This is a genomic window from Pantoea sp. S-LA4, assembly GCF_054482835.1.
The window spans coordinates 3,806,992-3,828,304 of record NZ_JBTLRC010000002.1 but is presented as its reverse complement, the minus strand read 5'-3'; the positions used below and the strand labels follow the sequence as shown (position 1 = coordinate 3,828,304).

General features: G+C 56.6%; 18 protein-coding genes. 3 read left to right on the top strand and 15 right to left on the bottom strand.

Going from position 1 to position 21,313, the window contains the following annotated elements:
- Positions 1-4: 4 nt before the first annotated feature.
- The 5 genes from ACX3P5_RS18860 to xylF all read right to left on the bottom strand — a co-directional run bounded on the left by ACX3P5_RS18860 (position 5) and on the right by xylF (position 5,718).
- Positions 5-496 (bottom strand): Hcp family type VI secretion system effector, encoded by a 492-nt coding sequence (locus ACX3P5_RS18860; RefSeq protein WP_336757032.1) that lies wholly within the window; start codon positions 494-496, stop codon positions 5-7.
- A 230-nt stretch (positions 497-726) separates the two neighbouring features.
- Positions 727-1,905, bottom strand: a complete 1,179-nt coding sequence (xylR, locus tag ACX3P5_RS18855; RefSeq protein WP_233985775.1) for a D-xylose utilization transcriptional activator XylR — start codon at positions 1,903-1,905, stop codon at positions 727-729.
- A 94-nt stretch (positions 1,906-1,999) separates the two neighbouring features.
- A complete protein-coding gene (xylH, locus tag ACX3P5_RS18850) occupies positions 2,000-3,184 on the bottom strand; it encodes a xylose ABC transporter permease XylH (protein WP_233985776.1) in 1,185 nt (394 codons plus the stop codon).
- Positions 3,177-4,697 carry a xylose ABC transporter ATP-binding protein gene (locus ACX3P5_RS18845; protein ID WP_458969098.1) on the bottom strand — a complete coding sequence of 507 codons (1,521 nt, stop codon included), beginning with the start codon at positions 4,695-4,697 and terminating at the stop codon, positions 3,177-3,179. The genes xylH and ACX3P5_RS18845 overlap by 8 nt, the downstream gene beginning before the upstream one ends.
- 28 nt (positions 4,698-4,725) lie before the next feature.
- A complete protein-coding gene (xylF, locus tag ACX3P5_RS18840; protein ID WP_233985778.1) occupies positions 4,726-5,718 on the bottom strand; it encodes a D-xylose ABC transporter substrate-binding protein in 993 nt (330 codons plus the stop codon).
- Between the two features lie 340 nt (positions 5,719-6,058).
- Here xylF and xylA point away from each other — a divergent pair, with 340 nt between their 5' ends.
- The 3 genes from xylA (at position 6,059) to ACX3P5_RS18825 (ending at position 9,511) form a co-directional block, all read left to right on the top strand.
- The gene (gene xylA, locus ACX3P5_RS18835; protein WP_233985779.1) at positions 6,059-7,381 is read left to right on the top strand and encodes a xylose isomerase; all 1,323 of its coding nucleotides are present in this window, start codon (positions 6,059-6,061) and stop codon (positions 7,379-7,381) included.
- A 17-nt stretch (positions 7,382-7,398) separates the two neighbouring features.
- Entirely contained in the window at positions 7,399-8,841 is a 1,443-nt protein-coding gene (xylB, locus tag ACX3P5_RS18830; protein WP_458969097.1) for a xylulokinase, read from the top strand.
- Positions 8,842-9,262: 421 nt separating this feature from the next.
- Positions 9,263-9,511, top strand: coding sequence for a hypothetical protein (locus ACX3P5_RS18825; RefSeq protein ID WP_458969096.1), 249 nt, complete (start codon positions 9,263-9,265; stop codon positions 9,509-9,511).
- 382 nt (positions 9,512-9,893) lie between these two features.
- Here ACX3P5_RS18825 and ACX3P5_RS18820 read toward each other — a convergent pair whose 3' ends face one another.
- The 10 genes from ACX3P5_RS18820 to atpD all read right to left on the bottom strand — a co-directional run bounded on the left by ACX3P5_RS18820 (position 9,894) and on the right by atpD (position 21,305).
- Positions 9,894-11,132, bottom strand: a complete 1,239-nt coding sequence (locus ACX3P5_RS18820) for an MFS transporter (RefSeq protein WP_233985782.1) — start codon at positions 11,130-11,132, stop codon at positions 9,894-9,896.
- A gap of 107 nt (positions 11,133-11,239) precedes the next feature.
- Positions 11,240-11,974: a phosphate signaling complex protein PhoU gene (gene phoU, locus ACX3P5_RS18815; protein WP_003849553.1), complete on the bottom strand. Its 735-nt coding sequence runs from the start codon at positions 11,972-11,974 to the stop codon at positions 11,240-11,242.
- A gap of 17 nt (positions 11,975-11,991) precedes the next feature.
- Entirely contained in the window at positions 11,992-12,765 is a 774-nt protein-coding gene (gene pstB / locus ACX3P5_RS18810; RefSeq protein ID WP_233985783.1) for a phosphate ABC transporter ATP-binding protein PstB, read from the bottom strand.
- A gap of 44 nt (positions 12,766-12,809) precedes the next feature.
- Positions 12,810-13,700 (bottom strand): phosphate ABC transporter permease PstA, encoded by an 891-nt coding sequence (pstA, locus tag ACX3P5_RS18805; RefSeq protein WP_031376161.1) that lies wholly within the window; start codon positions 13,698-13,700, stop codon positions 12,810-12,812.
- Positions 13,697-14,659 (bottom strand): phosphate ABC transporter permease PstC, encoded by a 963-nt coding sequence (gene pstC, locus ACX3P5_RS18800; protein ID WP_031376162.1) that lies wholly within the window; start codon positions 14,657-14,659, stop codon positions 13,697-13,699. The genes pstA and pstC overlap by 4 nt, the downstream gene beginning before the upstream one ends.
- Positions 14,660-14,746: 87 nt before the next feature.
- Positions 14,747-15,790 (bottom strand): phosphate ABC transporter substrate-binding protein PstS, encoded by a 1,044-nt coding sequence (pstS, locus tag ACX3P5_RS18795; protein WP_233985784.1) that lies wholly within the window; start codon positions 15,788-15,790, stop codon positions 14,747-14,749.
- A gap of 165 nt (positions 15,791-15,955) precedes the next feature.
- The gene (glmS, locus tag ACX3P5_RS18790) at positions 15,956-17,785 is read right to left on the bottom strand and encodes a glutamine--fructose-6-phosphate transaminase (isomerizing) (RefSeq protein WP_458969095.1); all 1,830 of its coding nucleotides are present in this window, start codon (positions 17,783-17,785) and stop codon (positions 15,956-15,958) included.
- 146 nt (positions 17,786-17,931) lie between these two features.
- A complete protein-coding gene (gene glmU, locus ACX3P5_RS18785; RefSeq protein ID WP_233985789.1) occupies positions 17,932-19,302 on the bottom strand; it encodes a bifunctional UDP-N-acetylglucosamine diphosphorylase/glucosamine-1-phosphate N-acetyltransferase GlmU in 1,371 nt (456 codons plus the stop codon).
- Positions 19,303-19,463: 161 nt separating this feature from the next.
- The gene (locus ACX3P5_RS18780; RefSeq protein ID WP_233985790.1) at positions 19,464-19,883 is read right to left on the bottom strand and encodes a F0F1 ATP synthase subunit epsilon; all 420 of its coding nucleotides are present in this window, start codon (positions 19,881-19,883) and stop codon (positions 19,464-19,466) included.
- Between the two features lie 24 nt (positions 19,884-19,907).
- The gene (atpD, locus tag ACX3P5_RS18775; RefSeq protein ID WP_010258870.1) at positions 19,908-21,305 is read right to left on the bottom strand and encodes a F0F1 ATP synthase subunit beta; all 1,398 of its coding nucleotides are present in this window, start codon (positions 21,303-21,305) and stop codon (positions 19,908-19,910) included.
- Between the last annotated feature and the right edge of the window lie 8 nt (positions 21,306-21,313).

Here is a 21,313-nt window from a genome sequence, read left to right as displayed (position 1 = left end):
TATCTCACGCCTGCACTCTCTCGTTCCAGCTATCAGTAAACATGATGTTGCCGTCGCAGTGCTTCCAGGTGATTTTTTCGTAGCGAAGTTCTACACACTCAAGGTGGTTATGTTTTTCTTTGGTCGGATCTTTCGTGTCATGCATCACAGGAGAGATGCCGACAATCCTCACACCTTCAAGCAGCATGTTGAAGTATTCCCTTTCCTGTCCAGCGTCATCAATGCGATACCATTTAAACTCTGCTGACCTGAGGGTTTGTCCCGTGGCAACGGCTTTATAGAGCCAGGGGCTGGACCTATCAAACTCTTTTTGAATAATCACAGCGGAATGCCTGCGAGTCCCGGTAATCTTTCCGGTCATTCCATCTGTCGGGATGCTCAGGTTATGGGAAAAACCGTTGATCTCAATGCTGCCATCGCGGTCCTGAACATCCACCGATCCTTGAATGTGAGTGCCGCCGTCGTCTTTGAGCCATAAGTAGGCAGGAATAGCCATGTTCCTTCATCCTTGTGTTGTGATTAAATCCCTACAAAAAGTGTATGTAATTGCCATTGCTGAGTAAATAACCAAATTGAACGGCACGCTATTATGAAATAAGGTTGCCCGGGAGGGCGACGGGACAGGTAAACCCCCATTGAGCCGGTTCATAAAACACGCTTTTCCAGGGCTATCTCCTGATTCCCAGCCTCTTCCTATCGATTCCCCTGATCAGGCCTGCCGCGCTGTTACAACACATTTTCACCATAAAGCTGGCGATATTCTTTCGGCGTAGTGTCATAGCCTTTCCTGAATACCGAATAGAAATACTGCAGCGACGGATAGCCGCACATCTGTGAGATTTCGTTGATATTGAGTGACGACGACGCCAGCAGTTCACGGGCTTTTTCCAGCTTCTCGCGGTGGATCATCGCATGGATAGTGTCGCCGGTTTCATCGCGAAAGCGTTTTTCCAGATTGGATCGGGACATACCGATAGCATCCAGCACCTGCTCGACTTTGATGCCCTTGCAGGCGTTAAAGCGAATGTAATGCATCGCCTGGATAACCGCGGGATCGCGCAGTGAGCGGAAGTCAGTAGAGCGGCGGGCAATGACTTTCACCGGCGGCACCAGGATGCGCTGAAGCGGCAGTGACTGCTTATCCAGCAGGCGATGCAGCAGTTTGGCGGCCTGATAGCCCATCTGCCGCGATCCCTGCGCCACCGATGAGAGCGCAACGCGCGACAGATAGCGCGTCAGCTCTTCGTTATCAATACCGATCACCGCCAGCTTTTCCGGCACCGGAATTTTCAGATGCTCACAGGCCTGCAGCAGATGGCGCGCCCGTGAATCGGTGACGGCGATAATGCCGGTTTGCGGTGGCAGCGTCTGCAGCCAGTCGGCGAGCCGGTTCTGGGCGTGTTGCCAGTTTTCCGGTGCGGTCTCCATGCCCTGATAGACCACGCCCTGATAGCGCTCACGCATCACCAGCTGACGAAACGCCTGTTCCCGCTCCTGCGCCCAGCGCTTACCGCCTGAGGCGGGCAATCCGTAGAAAGCAAAGCGGTTGATGCCTTTCTCTTTGAGATGCATAAAGGCCCGCTCCACCAGCGCCGCATTATCCGTGGCGATGTAATGCACCGGCGGATAATCCTCCTGGCGGTGATAAGAGCCACCGACGCCAACGATCGGCACCGGCACATTCGACAACAGGGTTTCAATGGAGCGATCGTCATAATCGGCGATCACGCCGTCACCCAGCCACTCGCGAATGTTGTCGATGCGGCAGCGAAAATCTTCCTCGATGAAAATGTCCCAGTCGGTTTGCGACGCCTGTAGATATTCCCCGACGCCTTCGACAACCTGGCGGTCATAGACCTTGTTGGCGTTGAACAGCAAGGTAATGCGGTAACGTTTATCATGCATAGTGGCGCGTTCCCTTAGATTCTCAGCGCATTGCATAGCACGGCTGACAGCGGGCATAAAAAGGGTTTGCGCCACAATGTGATCGTCCGCGCGATTACACCCGACGCCGCGTGGCGGTATCCATCCACACCGCCAGCAGCAGAATGGCGCCCTTGACGATGTACTGCCAGAAGGTCGGCACATCCATCATACTCATGCCGTTATCCAGCGAGGCCATGATAAAGGCGCCCATCACCGCGCCCGCCACTGAGCCAACGCCGCCAGCCAGGCTGGTGCCGCCAATCACACAGGCGGCGATGGCGTCGAGCTCGGCAATGTTGCCCGCCGAAGGCGAACCGGCACCCAGTCGCGAACTAAGGATCAGCCCGGCAATCGCCACCATCACGCCGTTAATCGCAAACACCGCCAGTTTGGTGCGCGCCACGTTAATCCCTGACAGCCGCGCCGCATCAATATTGCCACCAATAGCATAAATGCGACGGCCAAACGCGGTACGCGTCGCCATAAACATCCCGGCCAGCAGCAGCAAAGCAAGCAGTAACACCGGAGTCGGTACGCCGCGGTAATCGTTCAGCAGCCAGATCGCACCCAGCACCAGAATGGCGGTGATCGCCTGACGCGCGACGGTGCCGCTGGCGGCGCTCTGTGTCAGCCCGAGTTGCTGACGGCGCAGACGCAAACGCCATTGCCACAGCATAAACAGCGCCAGTCCGGCAAAACCAAACCCAAACCCGACGCCGCCCGGCAGATAACTCTGCCCAATCTGCGACATGCCCGGCGTGATGGGCGCTACCGTGGTGCCGTCGGTAATGCCGACCAGGATGCCGCGAAAAGCCAGCATGCCGGCCAGCGTGACGATAAATGACGGCACTTTGCGGTAGGCGACCCACCAGCCGTTCCAGGTGCCGAGCAACAGCCCCATGACCAGCGTCACCACAATGGTCAGCGGCAGCGGCCAGCCCAGCCAGACGTCAAAAATTGCCGCAGCACCGCCCAGCAGCCCCATCATAGAGCCGACCGACAGATCGATCTCCGCTGAGATAATCACAAATACCATTCCCACCGCCAGGATGCCGGTAATGGCGGTCTGGCGCAGCAGGTTAGAAACGTTACGCGGGCTGAGCCAGGCACCGTCGGTAGTCCAGGTGAAGAACAGCGCCAGCAGCACAATCGCCCCCAGCATCACCAGCACCTGTAGGTTGGGCAGGGAGAATTTGCCGGGCGACGGCTTACCCGGCGTGCCGGACAGGCTGCTTTGGGTACTTTCACTTTTAAGCATAATGTTCACTCCGCAGGGCGGCTTCCATCACCTGCTCCTGAGTCAGGTTATCGTTGATCAAATCAGCTTTGATTTCCCCTTCATGCATCACCAGCACCCGATCGCTCAGGCCCAGCACTTCAGGCAGCTCGGACGAAATCACAATCACCGCAATGCCCTGCTGCACCAGCGCATTAATCAGCAGGTAGATCTCCTGACGCGCGCCCACATCAATGCCGCGCGTCGGTTCATCCAGAATCAGGATTTGCGGATTCAGCAGCAGGCATTTCGCCAGAATCGCCTTCTGCTGATTACCGCCACTGAGCCGGCCAATCGGCAATTCGGATGAGGAGGTCTTCACCCGTAAGCGGGTGATCGCCGCGTTGATCGCCTGCTGCTCCTGCGCTTCATCCAGCGTGGAGAGCCGATGGCTGAACTGGTCCAGCGCCGCGAGGGTAATATTTTTCCCCACCGCCATCAGCGGCACGATGCCATCCTTTTTACGATCTTCGGGCACCATGGCGATGCCGTGCGCGATGGCGGCACGGCAATCGGTGATGTTGACCTGTTTGCCATTAATCCAGATATCGCCCTGCCAGCGTCCCGGCCAGACGCCAAACAGACACTGCACGGTTTCGGTCCGGCCCGCACCGACCAGCCCGGCGATACCGAGAATTTCGCCGCGCTTCAGGCTGAACGAGACGTTGCTGACGCGGCGGATATGGCGGTTAACCGGATGCCAGGCCGTCAGGTTCTCCACCTTCAATACCGTGTCGCCAATCTGATGCGGCGCATGAGGATAGAGCGCGGTCAGTTCACGTCCCACCATCATGGTGATGATGTCATCTTCGCTCAGGCCCGCCGCCGGACGGGTAGCGATATGCTGGCCGTCACGAATCACGCAGATGGTGTCGGAGATCGCTTTGACTTCGTTCAGCTTGTGGGAGATGTAGATGCAGGCGATGCCGTGTTCACGCAGGTTACGGATGATGCCGAGCAGCACCTCCGTTTCCTGTTCAGTCAGTGAAGAGGTCGGTTCATCCAGAATCAGTAACCGCACCTGTTTGTTCAGCGCACGGGCGATCTCCACCAGCTGCTGCTGCCCCAGGCCCAAATCCCCTACCCGAGCGGCGGGCGAGACGTTCAGCCCGACCCGCGCCAGCAGCTGCTGGCAGCGTAGCGTCATGGTTTCATCGTCCACCAGGCCGAAGCGGCCCAGCTCGGCACCGAGGAAAATGTTCTCCATCACCGTCAGCTGCCGCACCAGCGCCAGCTCCTGATGAATGATCACAATGCCTTTGCGTTCGGTATCCCGAATGGTCTGCGCCTGAATTTCGTCACCGGAGAAGTGAATCTGGCCGTCAAAATCGCCGTGCGGGTAGAGTCCGCACAGGATTTTCATCAGGGTCGATTTACCCGAGCCATTTTCGCCACACAGTGACATCACTTCACCCGCATCCAGCCGCAGGCTGACATCGTTCAGCGCTTTCACCGCGCCGAAGCGCTTAGTGATGTTGTTCATTTCCAGCAGCATCGACTGTTCTCCCTCACGCCAGGCGCGGTCAGAGTTCGCTCTGTTTGTGGAAACCGTCTTTCACCACGGTGCTTTCGATATTGTCTTTGTTGACCTGAATTGGCGTCAGCAGCCGCGACGGCACCTCTTTAAGTCCGTTGTTCAGCTTGCTGTTGCTGGACGGCGTTTTGCCATTGCCCAGTTCGACCGCAATTTTTGCCGCCTCGGTGGCGAGTTCAGTGATCGGCTTATAGACCGTCATGGTCTGGGTACCGGCTTTAATCCGTTTGATGGCGGCCAGATCGGCATCCTGACCGGAAATGGCGACTTTGCCCGCCAGCCCCTGCGCGCTCAGCGCCTGAATCGCACCGCCTGCTGTGGCATCATTCGAAGCCACCACCGCATCGATATGGTTACCGTTGGCGGTCAGCGCATTTTCCATAATTTTCAGTGCGTTTTCCGGCAGCCAGGCATCGACCCACTGATCGCCGACAATTTTAATGCTGCCGTTATCAATAAAAGGTTTTAAAACTTTCATCTGGCCGGCGCGGAACAGGCGGGCGTTATTATCGACCGGTGAACCGCCCATTAAAAAGTAGTTACCCTTAGGCACCTGTTTCACAATGCTTTCGGCCTGCATTTCACCCACTTTTTCATTATCAAAAGAGAGATAAAAATCGATGTCGGCGTTATTTATCATGCGGTCGTATGCCAGAACTTTAATCCCTTCCCGTTTGGCTTCTGCCACGACATTACTCAGTACCTGGCCGTTGTAGGGAATAATCACCAGCACATCGACGCCGCGGTTAATCATATTTTCAATCTGCGACATCTGCGTCTCTTCATTGCCGTTTGCCGACTGAACGAACACCTGCGCGCCCAGCGACTCCGCCTGTTTGACGAAAATATCGCGGTCTTTTTGCCAGCGTTCCAGACGTAAATCATCAATTGCCATGCCGATCTTCACTTCTTTGGCCACGCTGGTCTGGCTGAACAGAGCCAGCGCAGCGCAGGCGGCTAACAGCGCATGTTTTATCTTCATTGTGTTCATCCTGTAGGTTGAGGCTATTGTCGTTGGCCCATGAACCAGGCGGATGAATTGTTGCCCTGATTTTCCCGCCACATCAATTACTGATTTTTATCCGGCTATTACGTTTTTTGGTTTATTTCTTTTTTTATGAGCGCGATCGATATTTCATCTTTTTCGGAGTAACCAATATCGCTGGCCCGGCGGCGTGAAAAAGCGGGTTATTTTGCGAGCCAGCCCACAAATAATAATTATCTGACCGTCAGTGTGAAATATCGTAATTGAGACGCGCCGACAGCCATTATCAAATATCGCTTCAATAGACCATCCGGGTCCTGATGCTAAGGAGCAAACCATGCACGCTTATTTCGATCAGATCGATCGCGTCCGTTATGAAGGCACCAAATCCACTCAGCCTCTCGCCTTTCGTCATTACAATCCTGACGAGGTGATCCTCGGTAAGACCATGGCCGAACATCTGCGCTTTGCGGCCTGTTACTGGCACACCTTCTGCTGGAACGGTGCGGATATGTTTGGCGTCGGCGCGTTTGATCGTCCATGGCAAAAGAACGGGGATGCGCTGCAGCTGGCGAAGCAAAAAGCGGACGTCGCCTTTGAGTTCTTTCACAAGCTGAACGTGCCTTATTACTGCTTCCATGACGTTGATGTCTCGCCGGAAGGCGATTCGCTGCGCAGCTATCAGGATAACTTTGCCGTGATGACCGATAAGCTGCTGGAGAAGCAGCAGGAGACCGGCGTGAAGCTGCTGTGGGGCACGGCGAACTGCTTTACCCATCCGCGCTACGGTGCCGGGGCCGCCACCAATCCCGATCCGGACGTTTTCGCCTGGGCCGCAACTCAGGTGTGCAGCGCGATGCAGGCTACCCAAACCCTCGGCGGTGAAAACTATGTGCTGTGGGGCGGTCGCGAAGGGTATGAAACCCTGCTGAATACCGATCTGCGTCAGGAGCGTGAGCAGATTGGCCGTTTTATGCAGATGGTGGTTGAGCACAAACACAAGATTGGCTTCCAGGGCTCACTGCTGATTGAACCTAAGCCACAGGAGCCGACTAAACATCAGTACGACTACGACGTGGCTACCGTGTATGGCTTCCTCAAACAGTTCGGGCTGGAGAAAGAGATCAAGGTCAACGTCGAGGCGAACCATGCCACGCTGGCGGGTCACTCTTTCCATCACGAAATTGCGACCGCCATTGCGCTGGGCATTTTCGGCTCGGTCGATGCCAACCGCGGTGACGCGCAGTGTGGCTGGGATACCGATCAGTTCCCGGTCAGCGTGGAGGAGAATGCGCTGGTGATGTATGAGATCCTCAAGGCGGGCGGTTTCACCACCGGCGGCTTAAACTTTGATGCCAAAGTGCGGCGTCAGAGCACCGACAAATACGATCTGTTCTACGGTCATATCGGCGCGATGGATACCATGGCGCTGGCGCTGAAGGTCGCGGCCCGGATGATCGGCGATGGCGAGCTGGATAAGCGCGTGGCGCAGCGATACAGCGGCTGGAATGGTGAGTTCGGCCAGCAAATTTTAAAAGGTGAGTTTTCCCTCGCCTCGCTGGCGGCGCATGCTCAGCAACAGCAGCTCAATCCACAGCATCAGAGCGGACGCCAGGAGCAGCTGGAAAACCTGGTGAATCACTATCTGTTTGATTTCTAAAAATTCAGGAGCAGAGCATGTTTATCGGGATCGATTTAGGCACCTCCGGCGTCAAAGTGGTGCTGGTGGATGCTGCCGGTCAGGTGATGGCGACAGAAACAGCGCCGCTGCAGGTTTCACGTCCACAGCCGCTGTGGAGCGAGCAGGATCCCGAAAGCTGGTGGCAGGCGCTGGATCACGCCATGCAGGCGCTCAGCGGGCAGCACGATCTGCACGCCGTCGAGGCGATCGGGCTGAGTGGCCAGATGCATGGCGCAACCCTGCTGGACAGCGCCGGTCGCGTTCTGCGTCCGGCAATACTGTGGAACGATGGGCGCAGCGAGGCGCAGTGTCGTGAGCTGGAGCGGAAGGTGCCGGACGCCCGGGCGATCACCGGCAACCTGATGATGCCCGGTTTTACGGCGCCCAAGCTGCTGTGGGTGCAGCAGCATGAACCGGCCATCTTTAGCCAGATTGCCCAGGTGCTGTTGCCGAAAGATTACCTGCGCTGGCGGATGAGCGGCGACTTCGCCACCGATCTGTCAGACGCGGCCGGCACGCTGTGGCTGGATGTGGCGCAGCGTGACTGGAGTGATGAGATGCTGCGAGCCTGTGACCTCAGCCGTGCGCAGATGCCGCAACTCTATGAAGGTAGTGCGTTGACCGGCACGCTGGATGCTGACCTGGCGGCGCGCTGGAAGATGAATCCGGTGCCGCTGGCGGCGGGCGGTGGCGACAACGCGGCGGGCGCGGTTGGCGTCGGCATGACCGAGCCGGGTCAGGGCATGCTGTCGCTGGGCACCTCTGGCGTCTACTTTGTGGTGAGTGAAGGCTATCTGAGTAATCCAGAGCGGGCGGTTCACAGTTTCTGTCATGCCTTACCGCAGCGCTGGCATCTGATGTCAGTGATGCTCAGCGCGGCCTCCTGCCTCGACTGGGCGGCTGCGCTGACCGGCTGCAATGATGTGCCCACGCTGCTGGATGAGGCGGCACGGGCGAGAGAGGATGTGCCGCCACTGTGGTTTTTGCCCTATCTCTCGGGTGAGCGCACGCCGCATAACAACCCCAACGCCCGAGGCGCTTTCTTTGGCTTTACCCACCAGCATGGTCGGTCGGAACTGGCGCGGGCGGTGCTGGAAGGTGTCGGTTTCGCGCTGGCGCAGGGCATCGACGTGCTGCACGACTGCGGCGTACAGCCGAAAAGCATTATGCTGATCGGTGGCGGCGCGCGCAGTGCAATGTGGCGTCAGATGCTGGCGGATATCAGCGGCCAGACGCTCGATTACTGTCACGGTGGGGAAGTCGGTCCGGCGCTCGGTGCGGCCAGGCTGGCCCAGCTGGCGCTGGACCCACAGGCGGTCGCGCCCGCGCTTCACCTGGTGCAGCGCCACCAGCCAGACGCCGCGCGTACTGCGCACTATCAGCCGCTGCGGCAGACGTTTGCCACGCTCTATCAGCAGTTACTGCCGCTGATGAACTAAACAGGCATGGACGTTCTCGCCAGAAACCGGCTTTACCCTGGCGAGGCGTCCTGTTTGAAGGCGGGTGTAAAACAGCAACGCCGGGCGGATATTTCGCTTTGGTTATCTTATTTTCCAGGAAATCAGATAAATAGATTTAACGCTTCATCATTCTTAATAAACTTATTTAATCAACCTTGCTCGACTGAGTATTTCGCTTTAATAAAGACAACTACCTTTAATAAAAATAAATTGACTTACTTCTGAATGTCTGTGCAGCCTGATAGAGAATAAAATGGATATTTTACTATGCCATCGCACCACGAATTAGCGATTAATGCTAATAAACTGAATGATATTTTGTTTCTTATTTACTTATTTTCTTATTACGCTATAAATAAGCCACCCCAATTCAGGGGCTCACGTAAATAAGGACATAACAATGAAAGAATTAAACAACAATGAAATCCAGTCAGTCAGCGGTGCCGGTCTGCAACAGTTTCTGGCTGGCCTGAACAACGCCCTCAGCAACGTCAACACCGCGCTGACGGAGACCACCTCAGCACTGGAAAGCTCCACCAGCAAGGGCGAAACCATTGGTCTGACCCATAAGCAATTTGGCCTGAACATCGCATCAGGTCATATGACCAGCCTGTATAACTTTTTATCTTCATTCAGCAAAAGCGCATAATTTATTTTAACTGCCGTGTGAGCTGAAAAATTAATTAATAAGGTTGTTATAGGCTGACTATAACAACCTGATTTGCTATTTGTCCGCTCCGGTTAATGTCTTTCTAAATCCCCACTTCTTTATTAATCCCTTGCACCGTCATCAGACCTTTCCCTCGCCTGACACCCTAAATAACGTCACATTGAACAAACGTTAGCGGCGTAATAATAAATCCTTTTTCACTGCATCTCTGCACGCAAAGGATAGTGCCTGCAACAGCCATGTTATTGCTCGCTGCTGAAAATGAATAAACGTCGACAGGATTCAGGTTGCCGGCTTTCTGGCGGGCAGTGGCTGGGATGAGACGGCAACGTCGTCATCCCAGCCATTCAGGCGGATACAATCAGCCAATTGCGCCCAGCGCATCTTCCTGACTCTGCTTTTTCGGCAGCAGGAATAACGTCGCCGCGATATCCAGCAGGTAAATCAGCGCCAGCAGCGTAATCGCCGCGGCAAACGAGAACTGGCTCGCCAGCAGGCCTATCACCACCGGGCCAAAGCCACCGACGCCACGTCCAAGGTTAAACAGAACGTTTTGTGCCGTGGCCCGCACCTGCGGCGGAAAGGTATCGGAGATCAGGGCGCCGTAGCCGCCAATCATGCCATTGACGAACATCCCCATGATCGCGCCGGTGAACAGCATGATGTTCGGGTCGCGCAACTGAGCATAAACCACCACCATCACCACCGCGCCAAACTGATAGAGCAGGAAAATTTTCCAGCGCGCAAAGCGGTCAGCCAGCACGCCAAACAGCCAGATACCGAAGGTCATACCCACCACCGTCACCGCCGTCCACAGCCCTGATTTAGTCAGGCTGAAGCCAAAGCTGGAGGAGAGGTAGCTTGGCATCCAGATCATCAGCCCGTAGTAGCCAAAGTTCTGCACCGAACAGAGAATAAAGATGCCGAGGCTGGCTTTCGCGGTAGCCCGATCGCGGACCAGCAGTTTTAGCCGGGCCGGAAAGGAGAGCGACGGCACGTTTTTCACCTGAGCCTGAAAGGCTTCCGGTTCGCCCATGCTGCGGCGAATAACAAACGAGACCAGTGCAGGCAGCAGCCCCACCAGAAACATGCCGCGCCAGCCGATCACGGTCAGCAGCGGCGGCGTAATGAATGCCGCCAGCAGCACGCCCAGTTGCCAGCCGATACCGACCCACGCCGAGGCGCGGTTACGCTTCTCCGCCGGCCAGGCTTCGGCAATCAGCGCCATACCGATACCAAATTCGCCGCCCAGGCCGACGCCTGCCAGCGTGCGCCAGGCCAGCAGATCCCAGTAGCCCTGCGCCACCGCGCATAAGCCGGTAAACACCGAGAACACCAGAATCGTGACGGTCAGCATACGGATACGGCCAAAGCGATCGCTGAGATGACCAAACACAATGCCGCCGATCACCGCGCCAATCAGCGTCCAGGTGACCAGCGATCCCGCCTGCGAGGGATCGAGCGCCAGCGACACGCTGATCGCGGGCAGCATAAAGCCGAGGATCAGCAGATCAAAACCGTCCATCGCATAACCGCTGACGGCAGCCAGCATCGCTTTACCGGGCGTGACGCCGGGTTTACCCTGGGGAGAAGGAGACATTATTCAGCACCTCAGAAAGAAAAGTGCCGCAAGTATAAAGAGTGTTGCTGGAGGGACCAATCGAAAACGCGCAACCGTACGCCAGCGCGGCGTACGGTTGAGGTCATTCAGGACGGTTTGTTGCTGCCGTCATCACCTGACAGCAGTTCGTCGAGCCGATCACCGCCAACGTGGCGGAAATCCTGACCTTTGACGAAATAGAAGATGATTTCACAGATGTTCTGGCAGCGGTCGCCGATGCGCTCAATCGCCCGGGCGCAGAACAGTGCCGTCAGTACGCTGGGAATGGTGCGCGGATCTTCCATCATGTAGGTCATCAGCTGACGCACAATGCCTTCGTACTCTTTATCGACCTTCTTGTCTTCGCGGTAGATGGTAATTGCTTCGTTGAGATCCATGCGCGCAAAGGCATCCAGCACATCGTGCAGCATCTGCACGGTATGGCGTCCCAGCGACTCCAGGCTGACCAGCAGCGGCAGATGTTGCTGGCCAAACTTCTCCAGCGCGGTGCGGCTGATTTTCTCCGCCACGTCACCAATCCGTTCCAGTTCAGAGATGGTTTTGATGATCGCCATCACCAGCCGCAAATCGATCGCGGTTGGCTGACGTTTGGCGATGATGCGTACGCAGGCTTCATCAATCTCCACTTCCATCATGTTGACCTTCTGGTCACCGTCGATCACCCGCTGTGCCAGTTCACCGTCCAGGTTATGCATCGCGGTGATGGCATCGGTCAGCTGCTGCTCAACCATGCCACCCATGATCATCACCTGGGTGCGAATGTGCTCCAGCTCGGCGTTGAACTGACCGGAGATGTGTTTGTTCAGATTCAGATTATCCATGGCGATCTCCTGTCAAATCAGCCGTAGCGGCCAGTAATGTAGTCTTCAGTTTGCTTCTGTGCCGGCTTGGTGAACAGCGTGTCGGTATCGCTAAATTCAATCAGTTCGCCCAGATACATAAATGCGGTGTGGTCGGAACAGCGTGCGGCCTGCTGCATGTTGTGCGTCACGATCACCACGGTGTAATCCTGTTTCAGCTCGGTAATCAGCTCTTCAATACGCCCGGTGGAGATGGGGTCGAGCGCCGAGCAGGGTTCGTCCAGCAACAACACTTCCGGGCGAATCGCGATGCCGCGCGCGATGCAGAGACGCTGCTGCTGACCGCCGGAGAGACTGTAACCGCTCTGATGCAGCTTGTCTTTGGTTTCATTCCACAGCGCCGCTTTGGTCAGCGCCCACTGCACTCGCGCGTCCATATCGGCACGGGACAGTTTTTCAAACAGGCGGACACCAAAGGCGATGTTGTCATAAATCGACATCGGAAACGGTGTAGGCTTCTGAAACACCATGCCGACCCGGGCGCGCAATAACGCGATATCCTGTTGCGTCGCCAGAATGTTGTCGCCATCCAGCAGAATATCGCCTTCCGCCCGCTGATCCGGGTAGAGCGAATACATTTTGTTGAAGGTGCGCAGCAGGGTCGATTTACCACAGCCGGATGGCCCGATAAAGGCGGTCACCTGATTTTTGGCGATATCCAGATTGATATTCTTTAACGCGTGAAACTTGCCGTAATAGAAGTTCAGATTACGGACCTGAATTTTATCGGCTGGTGCAGTCGCGATACTCATTGCTCGTCTCTCTTATACGGCGCCGCGCAGGGCAGCGCCGGAAGTTAACCGTGTTTACCCTTGGCGAAAATCACCCGCGCTACGATGTTCAGCAGCAGCACGCACAAGGTAATAATCAGTACGCCAGCCCAGGCCAGGCTCTGCCATTCGGCGAACGGGCTCATGGCGAACTTAAAGATGGTGACCGGCAGGTTCGCCAGCGGCTGCATCATGTCGGTGCTCCAGAACTGGTTCGACAGCGCAGTAAACAGCAGCGGTGCGGTCTCACCGGCGATACGGGCAATCGCCAGCAGTACCCCGGTGATAATGCCGGAAACGGACGCCTTCAGGGTGATCGCCGAGATCATCTTCCACTTCGGCGTGCCCAGCGCGTAAGCTGCTTCACGCATACTGTCCGGCACCAGCCGCAGCATGTTCTCGGTGGTACGAATCACGATCGGAACCTGCAGCAGCGCCAGCGCAATCACACCGGCCCAGCCGGAGAAGTGCTGCATCTGCGACACCACAATGGTGTAGACGAACAGCCCGACCACAATGGACGGGGCCGACAGCAGGATGTCGTTGATAAAGCGGATCACTTCCGACAGAAACGACTTGCGGCCATATTCCGCCAGATAGATACCGGCCATGATGCCCAGCGGCGTGCCGAAAAAGGTGGACCAGAAAATCAGCAGTCCGCTGCCCGCTAAGGCGTTGGCCAGACCGCCGCCGGCGGTATTCGGTGGCGGCGTTGATTCGGTAAACAGCGACCACGACAGCCCATCAAGGCCGCGCGATACGGTGGTAAACAGGATCCACACCAGCCAGAACAGGCCAAAGGCCATGGTCAGCAGCGACAGCGTCAGCGCTATCTTGTTTTTGGTGCTGCGCCAGGACTGCATCTTACGCCGGGATGCGTCCAGTTCGGCGCGCGCCTGAACTTCAATCGTGGTCATGATCGCGCTCCTTCACTTTTCGCCAGCCGCATAATCATCAGTTTTGAAATCGCCAGCACGATAAAGGTAATCACAAACAGAATCAGGCCCAGCTCCATCAGTGCCGCTACGTGCACGCCGGACTCCGCTTCAGCGAACTCATTGGCGAGGGCGGAGGTGATGCTGTTGCCCGGCATAAACAGCGACGGGCTGTCGAGCTGGTAGGTGTTGCCGATAATGAAGGTCACCGCCATGGTTTCACCCAGTGCGCGGCCCAGACCCAGCATCACGCCACCAATCACGCCATTTTTGGTGAACGGCAGGACGATGCGCCAGATCACTTCCCAGGTGGTGCAGCCGATGCCGTAGGCAGACTCTTTCATCATCACCGGCGTCTGCTCAAACACATCACGCATCACCGAAGCGATATAGGGGATGATCATGATCGCCAGAATCACGCCGGCTGCCAGAATACCGATGCCGAACGCCGGGCCGGAGAACAGCTCACCGACAATCGGAATACCTGACATCACGTCGTTGACCGGCGTCTGGAAATATTCGGCAAACAGCGGGGCAAACACGAACAGGCCCCACATGCCGTAGACGATGCTGGGGATCGCAGCCAGCAGTTCGATGGCGGTGCCCAGCGGACGTCGCAGCCAGCCTGGCGCCAGTTCGGTCAGGAACAGCGCGATACCAAAACTCACCGGCACCGCAATAATCAGCGCGATGATTGAGGTGACGAGGGTGCCGTAAATCGGTACCAGCGCACCAAACTGTTCGTTGGGTGCATCCCAGGTTTTGGTCCACAAAAAGGAGAAACCAAACTTCTGAATGCTTGGCCACGAGGAGATGATCAGGGAGACGATAATGCCGCCCATCAGTAACAGCACAATCAGCGCAGCCAGTTTAACCAGCGCACCGAATATTCTGTCACCTTGCTTGCCTGGGGCTTTGAATGCCGGCTTGGTTGCAGCCATAGAAGTCTCAGTCTTCAGGAGTTATCAGGGCGGCAGTGCGCCGCCCGTTGGGTCTGACCGAACCGCAGTCCGGTCAGGGTCGGTCAATTACTGATAAAGCGCCTTACCAGAACTGTCTTTGATATTGGCTTTCCAGGCAGCGCGAATCTGTTCGGTCACGCTCTCTGGCAGGGCGGCATAATCCAGCGCGGTGGCGGTTTTGCTGCCATTTTTGTAAGCCCAGTCAAAGAACTTCAGCACTTCGCTGCCTTTGGCCGCATTAGCCTGATCTTTGTAAACCAGGATAAAGGTGGTTGAAGAGATTGGCCAGGCATCCGCGCCTTTCTGGAAGGTCAGGTCCTGAGCAAAAGATTGGCTCCAGTCAGCCCCTTTCGCCGCGTTGCTGAAGCTGGTTTCGCTTGGTGCGACCGGCTTGCCGTCGGCATCCATCAGTTTGGTGTAGGTCAGGTTGTTCTGTTTGGCGTAAGCGTATTCCACATAGCCGATTGAACCTGGCAGACGCTGAACAAAGGCGGCCACGCCGTCATTGCCTTTACCGCCCAGACCGACCGGCCAGTTTACGGTGTTGCCTTTACCAATTTTGCTGTTCCAGTCCGGGTTCACTTTCGCCAGGTAGCTGGTGAAGACAAACGAGGTGCCGGAACCATCGGCGCGGCGTACCACGTTGATGTTGGTGTCTGGCAGTTTCACGCCCGGATTGAGCTTAGCGATCGCCGGATCGTTCCACTTTTTGATGGTGCCGAGGTAGATGTCGCCGACGGTTTTGCCATCCAGCGTCAGTTCACCCGATTTGATACCCGGCAGGTTAACCGCCAGTACCACACCGCCGATCACGGTCGGGAACTGGAACAGGCCATTTTTCTGCAGATCTTCATCTTTCATTGGCGCATCGGACGCACCGAAATCGACGGTTTTGGCGATGATTTGTTTCACGCCGCCAGATGAACCGATGCCCTGGTAGTTAATCTTGCTACCGGTGGCTTGCTGATACTCTGCTGCCCACTTGGCATAAACCGGCGCCGGGAATGTCCCGCCTGCGCCCGTCAGATCGGTGGCCGCAAAAGCAGATACCGCGCTGACTGCAAAGGTGGCGGCGAGGATTCGGGCTACGGTGCTACGCATCAGTGTCATGTTCCCTCCAGGGGAGAAAATTCAGGCTCGGGGCCGTTTTAGTAAGAGTCAGTGATTGCTGCAGGAGGGAAAATAGGACAGTTTGATGACAGTGAAATGTACGAAATATGACAGTTATATGACAGCGGGCGAAAATGAAGCGGGCCCGCGACGGGGCCCACTTTGTTATTCCACGGTAACCGATTTCGCCAGGTTACGCGGCTGATCGACGTCGGTGCCTTTGATCAGGGCGACGTGATAGGAGAGTAACTGCAACGGCACGGTGTAGAAGATTGGCGCAATCACCTCTTCAACGTGCGGGAGCGGGATAATCTTCATCCCGTCACTGTCGCTGAAGCCCGCATCCTGATCGGCAAACACATAGAGCAGACCGCCGCGCGCGCGCACCTCTTCGATATTGGATTTCAGCTTCTCCAGCAGTTCGTTGTTGGGCGCGACCACGATCACCGGCATATCGGCGTCAATCAGCGCCAGCGGGCCATGCTTCAGCTCGCCAGCCGCATAGGCTTCAGCGTGAATGTAGGAGATCTCCTTGAGCTTCAGCGCCCCTTCCATGGCGATCGGGTATTGATCGCCACGACCAAGGAACAGCGCATGATGCTTATCCGAGAAGCCTTCCGCCAGGTTTTCAATCAGCTTATCCTGCGCCAGCATCTGCTCAATCCGGCCTGGCAGCGCCTGCAGCGCATGGACAATCTCATGCTCTTTTTCCGCCGCCATGCCTTTCAGCCGACCCAGTTTCGCCACCAGCATCAGCAATACCGCCAGCTGGGTGGTAAAGGCTTTGGTTGAGGCGACCCCAATTTCGGTGCCCGCTTTGGTCATCAGCGCCAGATCGGATTCCCGCACCAGCGAAGAACCCGCCACGTTACACACTGCCAGCGAGCCGAGGTAGCCCAGCTCTTTGGAGAGGCGCAGCGCCGCCAGAGTATCGGCGGTTTCACCCGATTGCGATAAGGTGATCAGCAGGCTGTTTTTCCGCACCGCGGATTTGCGGTAGCGAAACTCAGAGGCGATCTCAACGTCGCACGGGATGTTTGCCAGCGACTCAAACCAGTAGCGTGACACCATGCCGGAGTTGTAGGAGGTGCCGCAGGCGATGATCTGGATATGCTCCACCTGGCTTAGCAGCGTTTCCGCGCCTGCGCCCAGCTCGCTGAGGTCAACTTTGCCCTGACTGAAGCGCCCGCTCAGGGTGCTTTTCAGCGCAATCGGCTGCTCGTAGATCTCTTTCTGCATGTAATGACGGTAGATACCTTTATCACCGGCATCATATTGCAGATTCGACTCGATTTCGGCGCGCGTGACCGGCTGACCGGCGCGATCCACAATCGTCACATCGCGACGGCTGATTTCCGCGATATCGCCCTCTTCCAGATAGATGAAGCGCCGCGTTACCGGCAGCAGCGCCAGCTGATCGGAAGCAATAAAGTTCTCACCCACGCCGCGGCCAATCACCAGCGGGCTGCCGGAACGAGCCGCCACCAGCAGCGACGGATCGCGGCTGTCCATGATCACCATGCCGTAGGCACCGCGCAGTCGCGGAATGACGCGCAGCACCACCTCACGCAGCGTACCGCCCTGTTTCTGCTCCCAGTGCACCAGGTGCGCCACCACTTCGGTGTCGGTTTCCGAGACAAAAACGTAGCCACGCGCGATCAGCTCAGCGCGCAGCGGCTCATGGTTTTCAATAATGCCGTTGTGCACGATAACGATGTGCTCTGAAACGTGCGGATGCGCATTGGCTTCCGACGGTTCGCCGTGCGTTGCCCAGCGCGTATGGGCGATACCGGTTCCGCCAATCAGCGGCTGCTGTTCGGCAGCCTCGGCCAGCTTCTGCACTTTCCCTAAACGTCGCAGACGCGTAACGTGCCCCTGACGATCGACCACGGCCAGACCGGCCGAATCATATCCGCGATATTCAAGACGACGCAGGCCTTCCAGCAGAATTTCTGCGATATCGCGTTGCGCTACTGCACCAACAATTCCACACATAATGATGTTTTCCTGACTACATGGCTGTTCGCCACTTTCGTTGTCATGCGACCTGATATCCGGCTTTGCCGGTTCCCCGAGCCTTGTAGAGAGTGGGGATTATAGTTTTGGCACTGCATCGGCCCGCGCGAAGCGGGCCGTTAAAATTATTTTTTCTTCTGCGGACGCTGCCACGCTGCTTTGTGGTTCTGCTCTTTTCGGTTATAGACCAGACCGGCTTCGGTGACATCTTTCATGATGGTAGTACCGGCGGCAATCGTAGCGCCGGCCGCCACGCTGACCGGGGCCACCAGCTGCGTATCGGAACCGACAAACACGTTATCGCCGATCACGGTTTTGAATTTGTTGGCGCCATCATAGTTGCAGGTGATAGTGCCGGCACCGATGTTAACGTTGGCACCGATCTCGGCGTCACCCAGATAAGAGAGGTGGCCCGCTTTCGAACCCTCGCCCAGACGGGCTTTTTTCATCTCAACGAAGTTGCCAACGTGGGCGGCGTGCGCCAGCTCGCTGCCGGGACGCAGCCGGGCGAAAGGTCCGACAGTACAGGCGGTAGCCAGATTCGCATCCTCGATCACCGAATAGGGGCTGATTTCGCAATCGTCGCCAATCACGCTGTTTTTGATGATGCAGCCGGCACCGATTTTTACCCGGTCGCCGAGCGTCACCAGGCCTTCAATGATGACGTTGGTGTCGATTTCCACATCCCGGCCGTGGGTCAGCGTGCCGCGTAAATCAAAGCGGGCCGGATCGCGCAGCATCACGCCCGCCAGCAGCAGGCGCTCAGCCTGTTCGGTCTGATAAGTGCGCTCCAGCGTGGCCAGTTGCAGACGATTATTCACGCCGTCGGTCTCACTGATGCGCGTTGGATGAACCGCCTCAATCACCCGGCCTTCCTGATGGGCCAGCGCGATGATATCGGTGATGTAATATTCACCCTGCGCGTTGTTATTGGTGAGCTGCGCCAGCCAGCGTTTCAGATCGCCGCCGTTGGCGATCAGAATGCCGGTGTTGATTTCGGTGATTTTCAGCTGCTCTGGCGTGGCATCTTTCTGCTCGACGATGCCAACAATGGTGCCGTTCTCACGCACGATGCGGCCATAACCGGTGGGATTATCCAGTACCACGGTGAGCAGGCCGATGCCGCCCTGCGGTTTGGCCTCACGCAGGCGCTGTAACGTCGCCTCCGCAATCAGCGGCACGTCACCGTAAAGCATCATAATGTCTTCGTCATCCGCGAAGCAGGGCGCCGCCTGCTGCATCGCGTGGCCGGTGCCGAGCTGCTCGGCCTGCAGCACCCAGTTGAGCGTGCTGTCAGTGAGGGTCGCCTTCAGGCGATCGCCGCCGTGACCATAAACCAGATGCACCTGCTGCGCGCCCAGCCCTTTGGCGGCATCAATCACATGCTGCACCATCGGTTTGCCTGCCAGCGTATGCAGAACTTTTGGCAGATCGGAATACATACGGGTGCCCTTGCCGGCAGCAAGGATCACCACACTCATCGCACTGTTAGACATAACTATCCTGAGTGAATTTTTACGGGTGAAAGTAAAACGGTTTGAGGATGAGATTACTACATTTTTCTCAGGCCGAAATTAGGCGGAAGGGCGCAGATGATCGGAAAGACAAAAAAAATGCCAGCCCGAAGGGCTGGCATTTCGTGACGCATAAAGCTGGATTACATCGCTTTTTTGGTCAGTTCGATCACGCGCAGTTTGGCAATGGCTTTCGCCAGCTCGGCAGAGGCCTGAGCATAGTCCACGTCGCCGTGGCTGCTGTTCATGTGCTCTTCTGCTTTGCGTTTCGCTTCCAGGGCGCGGGCTTCGTCCAGGTCGGTACCGCGGATCGCGGTATCGGCCAGAACGGTGCTGCTGCCCGGCTGCACTTCCAGCACGCCGCCAGAGAGGTAAATAAACTCCTCTTCGCCGTGCTGTTTCACGATACGGATCATTCCAGGCTTAATGGCAGTCAGCAGCGGCGCATGGCCAGGGAAAATCCCCAGTTCACCTTCGCTACCTGACACCTGAATTTTCTGTACCAGACCAGAGAACAACTGCTTCTCTGCGCTGACCACATCCAGGTGATAAGTCATAGCCATAATCTTCCTCCCGGGAAACCGTTATTACAGTTTCTTCGCTTTTTCCACGGCTTCTTCGATGGCACCAACCATGTAGAAGGCCTGCTCTGGCAGGTGGTCAAACTCACCTTCCATGATGCCTTTAAAGCCACGGATAGTGTCTTTCAGCGTAACGTACTTGCCCGGTGAACCGGTGAAGACTTCCGCAACGAAGAACGGCTGAGACAGGAAGCGCTGAATCTTACGCGCACGTGCCACCAGCAGTTTATCTTCTTCAGACAGCTCGTCCATACCGAGGATGGCGATGATGTCTTTCAGTTCCTGATAACGCTGCAGCAGTGACTGAACGCCACGCGCAACATCATAGTGTTCCTGACCGACAACCAGCGGATCCAGCTGACGGCTGGTAGAGTCCAGCGGGTCAACGGCCGGGTAGATACCCAGAGAGGCGATCTGGCGGCTCAGCGTTACCGTTGAGTCTAAGTGCGCAAAGGTGGTTGCTGGTGACGGGTCAGTCAGGTCATCCGCAGGGACGTAAACGGCCTGTACGGAAGTGATTGAACCGGTCTTGGTGGAGGTAATACGCTCCTGCAACACACCCATCTCTTCGGCCAGCGTTGGCTGGTAACCTACCGCAGATGGCATACGACCCAGCAGTGCCGACACTTCGGTACCGGCCAGGGTGTAACGGTAGATGTTATCGATGAACAGCAGAACGTCACGGCCTTCATCACGGAATTTTTCCGCCATGGTCAGACCGGTCAGTGCCACGCGCAGACGGTTACCCGGCGGCTCGTTCATCTGGCCATAGACCAGCGCAACTTTATCGATAACGTTAGAGTCGGTCATTTCGTGGTAGAAGTCGTTACCCTCACGAGTACGCTCACCCACACCGGCAAACACTGAGTAACCTGAGTGTTCAGCCGCGATGTTACGGATCAGTTCCATCATGTTGACGGTTTTACCTACACCCGCACCACCGAACAGACCCACTTTACCGCCCTTAGCGAACGGACACATCAGGTCGATAACCTTGATGCCGGTTTCCAGCAGTTCCTGCGAGTTAGACTGATCTTCATAAGAAGGGGCCGCGCGGTGAATAGAGGCGATCTCTACTGCGCTGCCATCTTCTTCTTTCAGCTCGCCTTTCATGTCGATTGGCTCGCCGAGAACGTTCATGATACGGCCCAGGGTCGCTTTACCGACCGGAACCTGAATCGGTTTCTGCAGGTCGTTGACGCTCAGACCACGCTTCAGGCCGTCAGACGTACCCATTGCAATGGTACGGACCACGCCGCCGCCCAGCTGCTGCTGAACTTCCAGCACCAGACGCGCATCACCATTCATAACCTCGAGGGCACTGTACACTTGCGGTACCGCGTCCTGAGGGAATTCGACGTCAACAACGGCGCCGATAATCTGGACAATCTTTCCAGTTGCCATCTTGAATC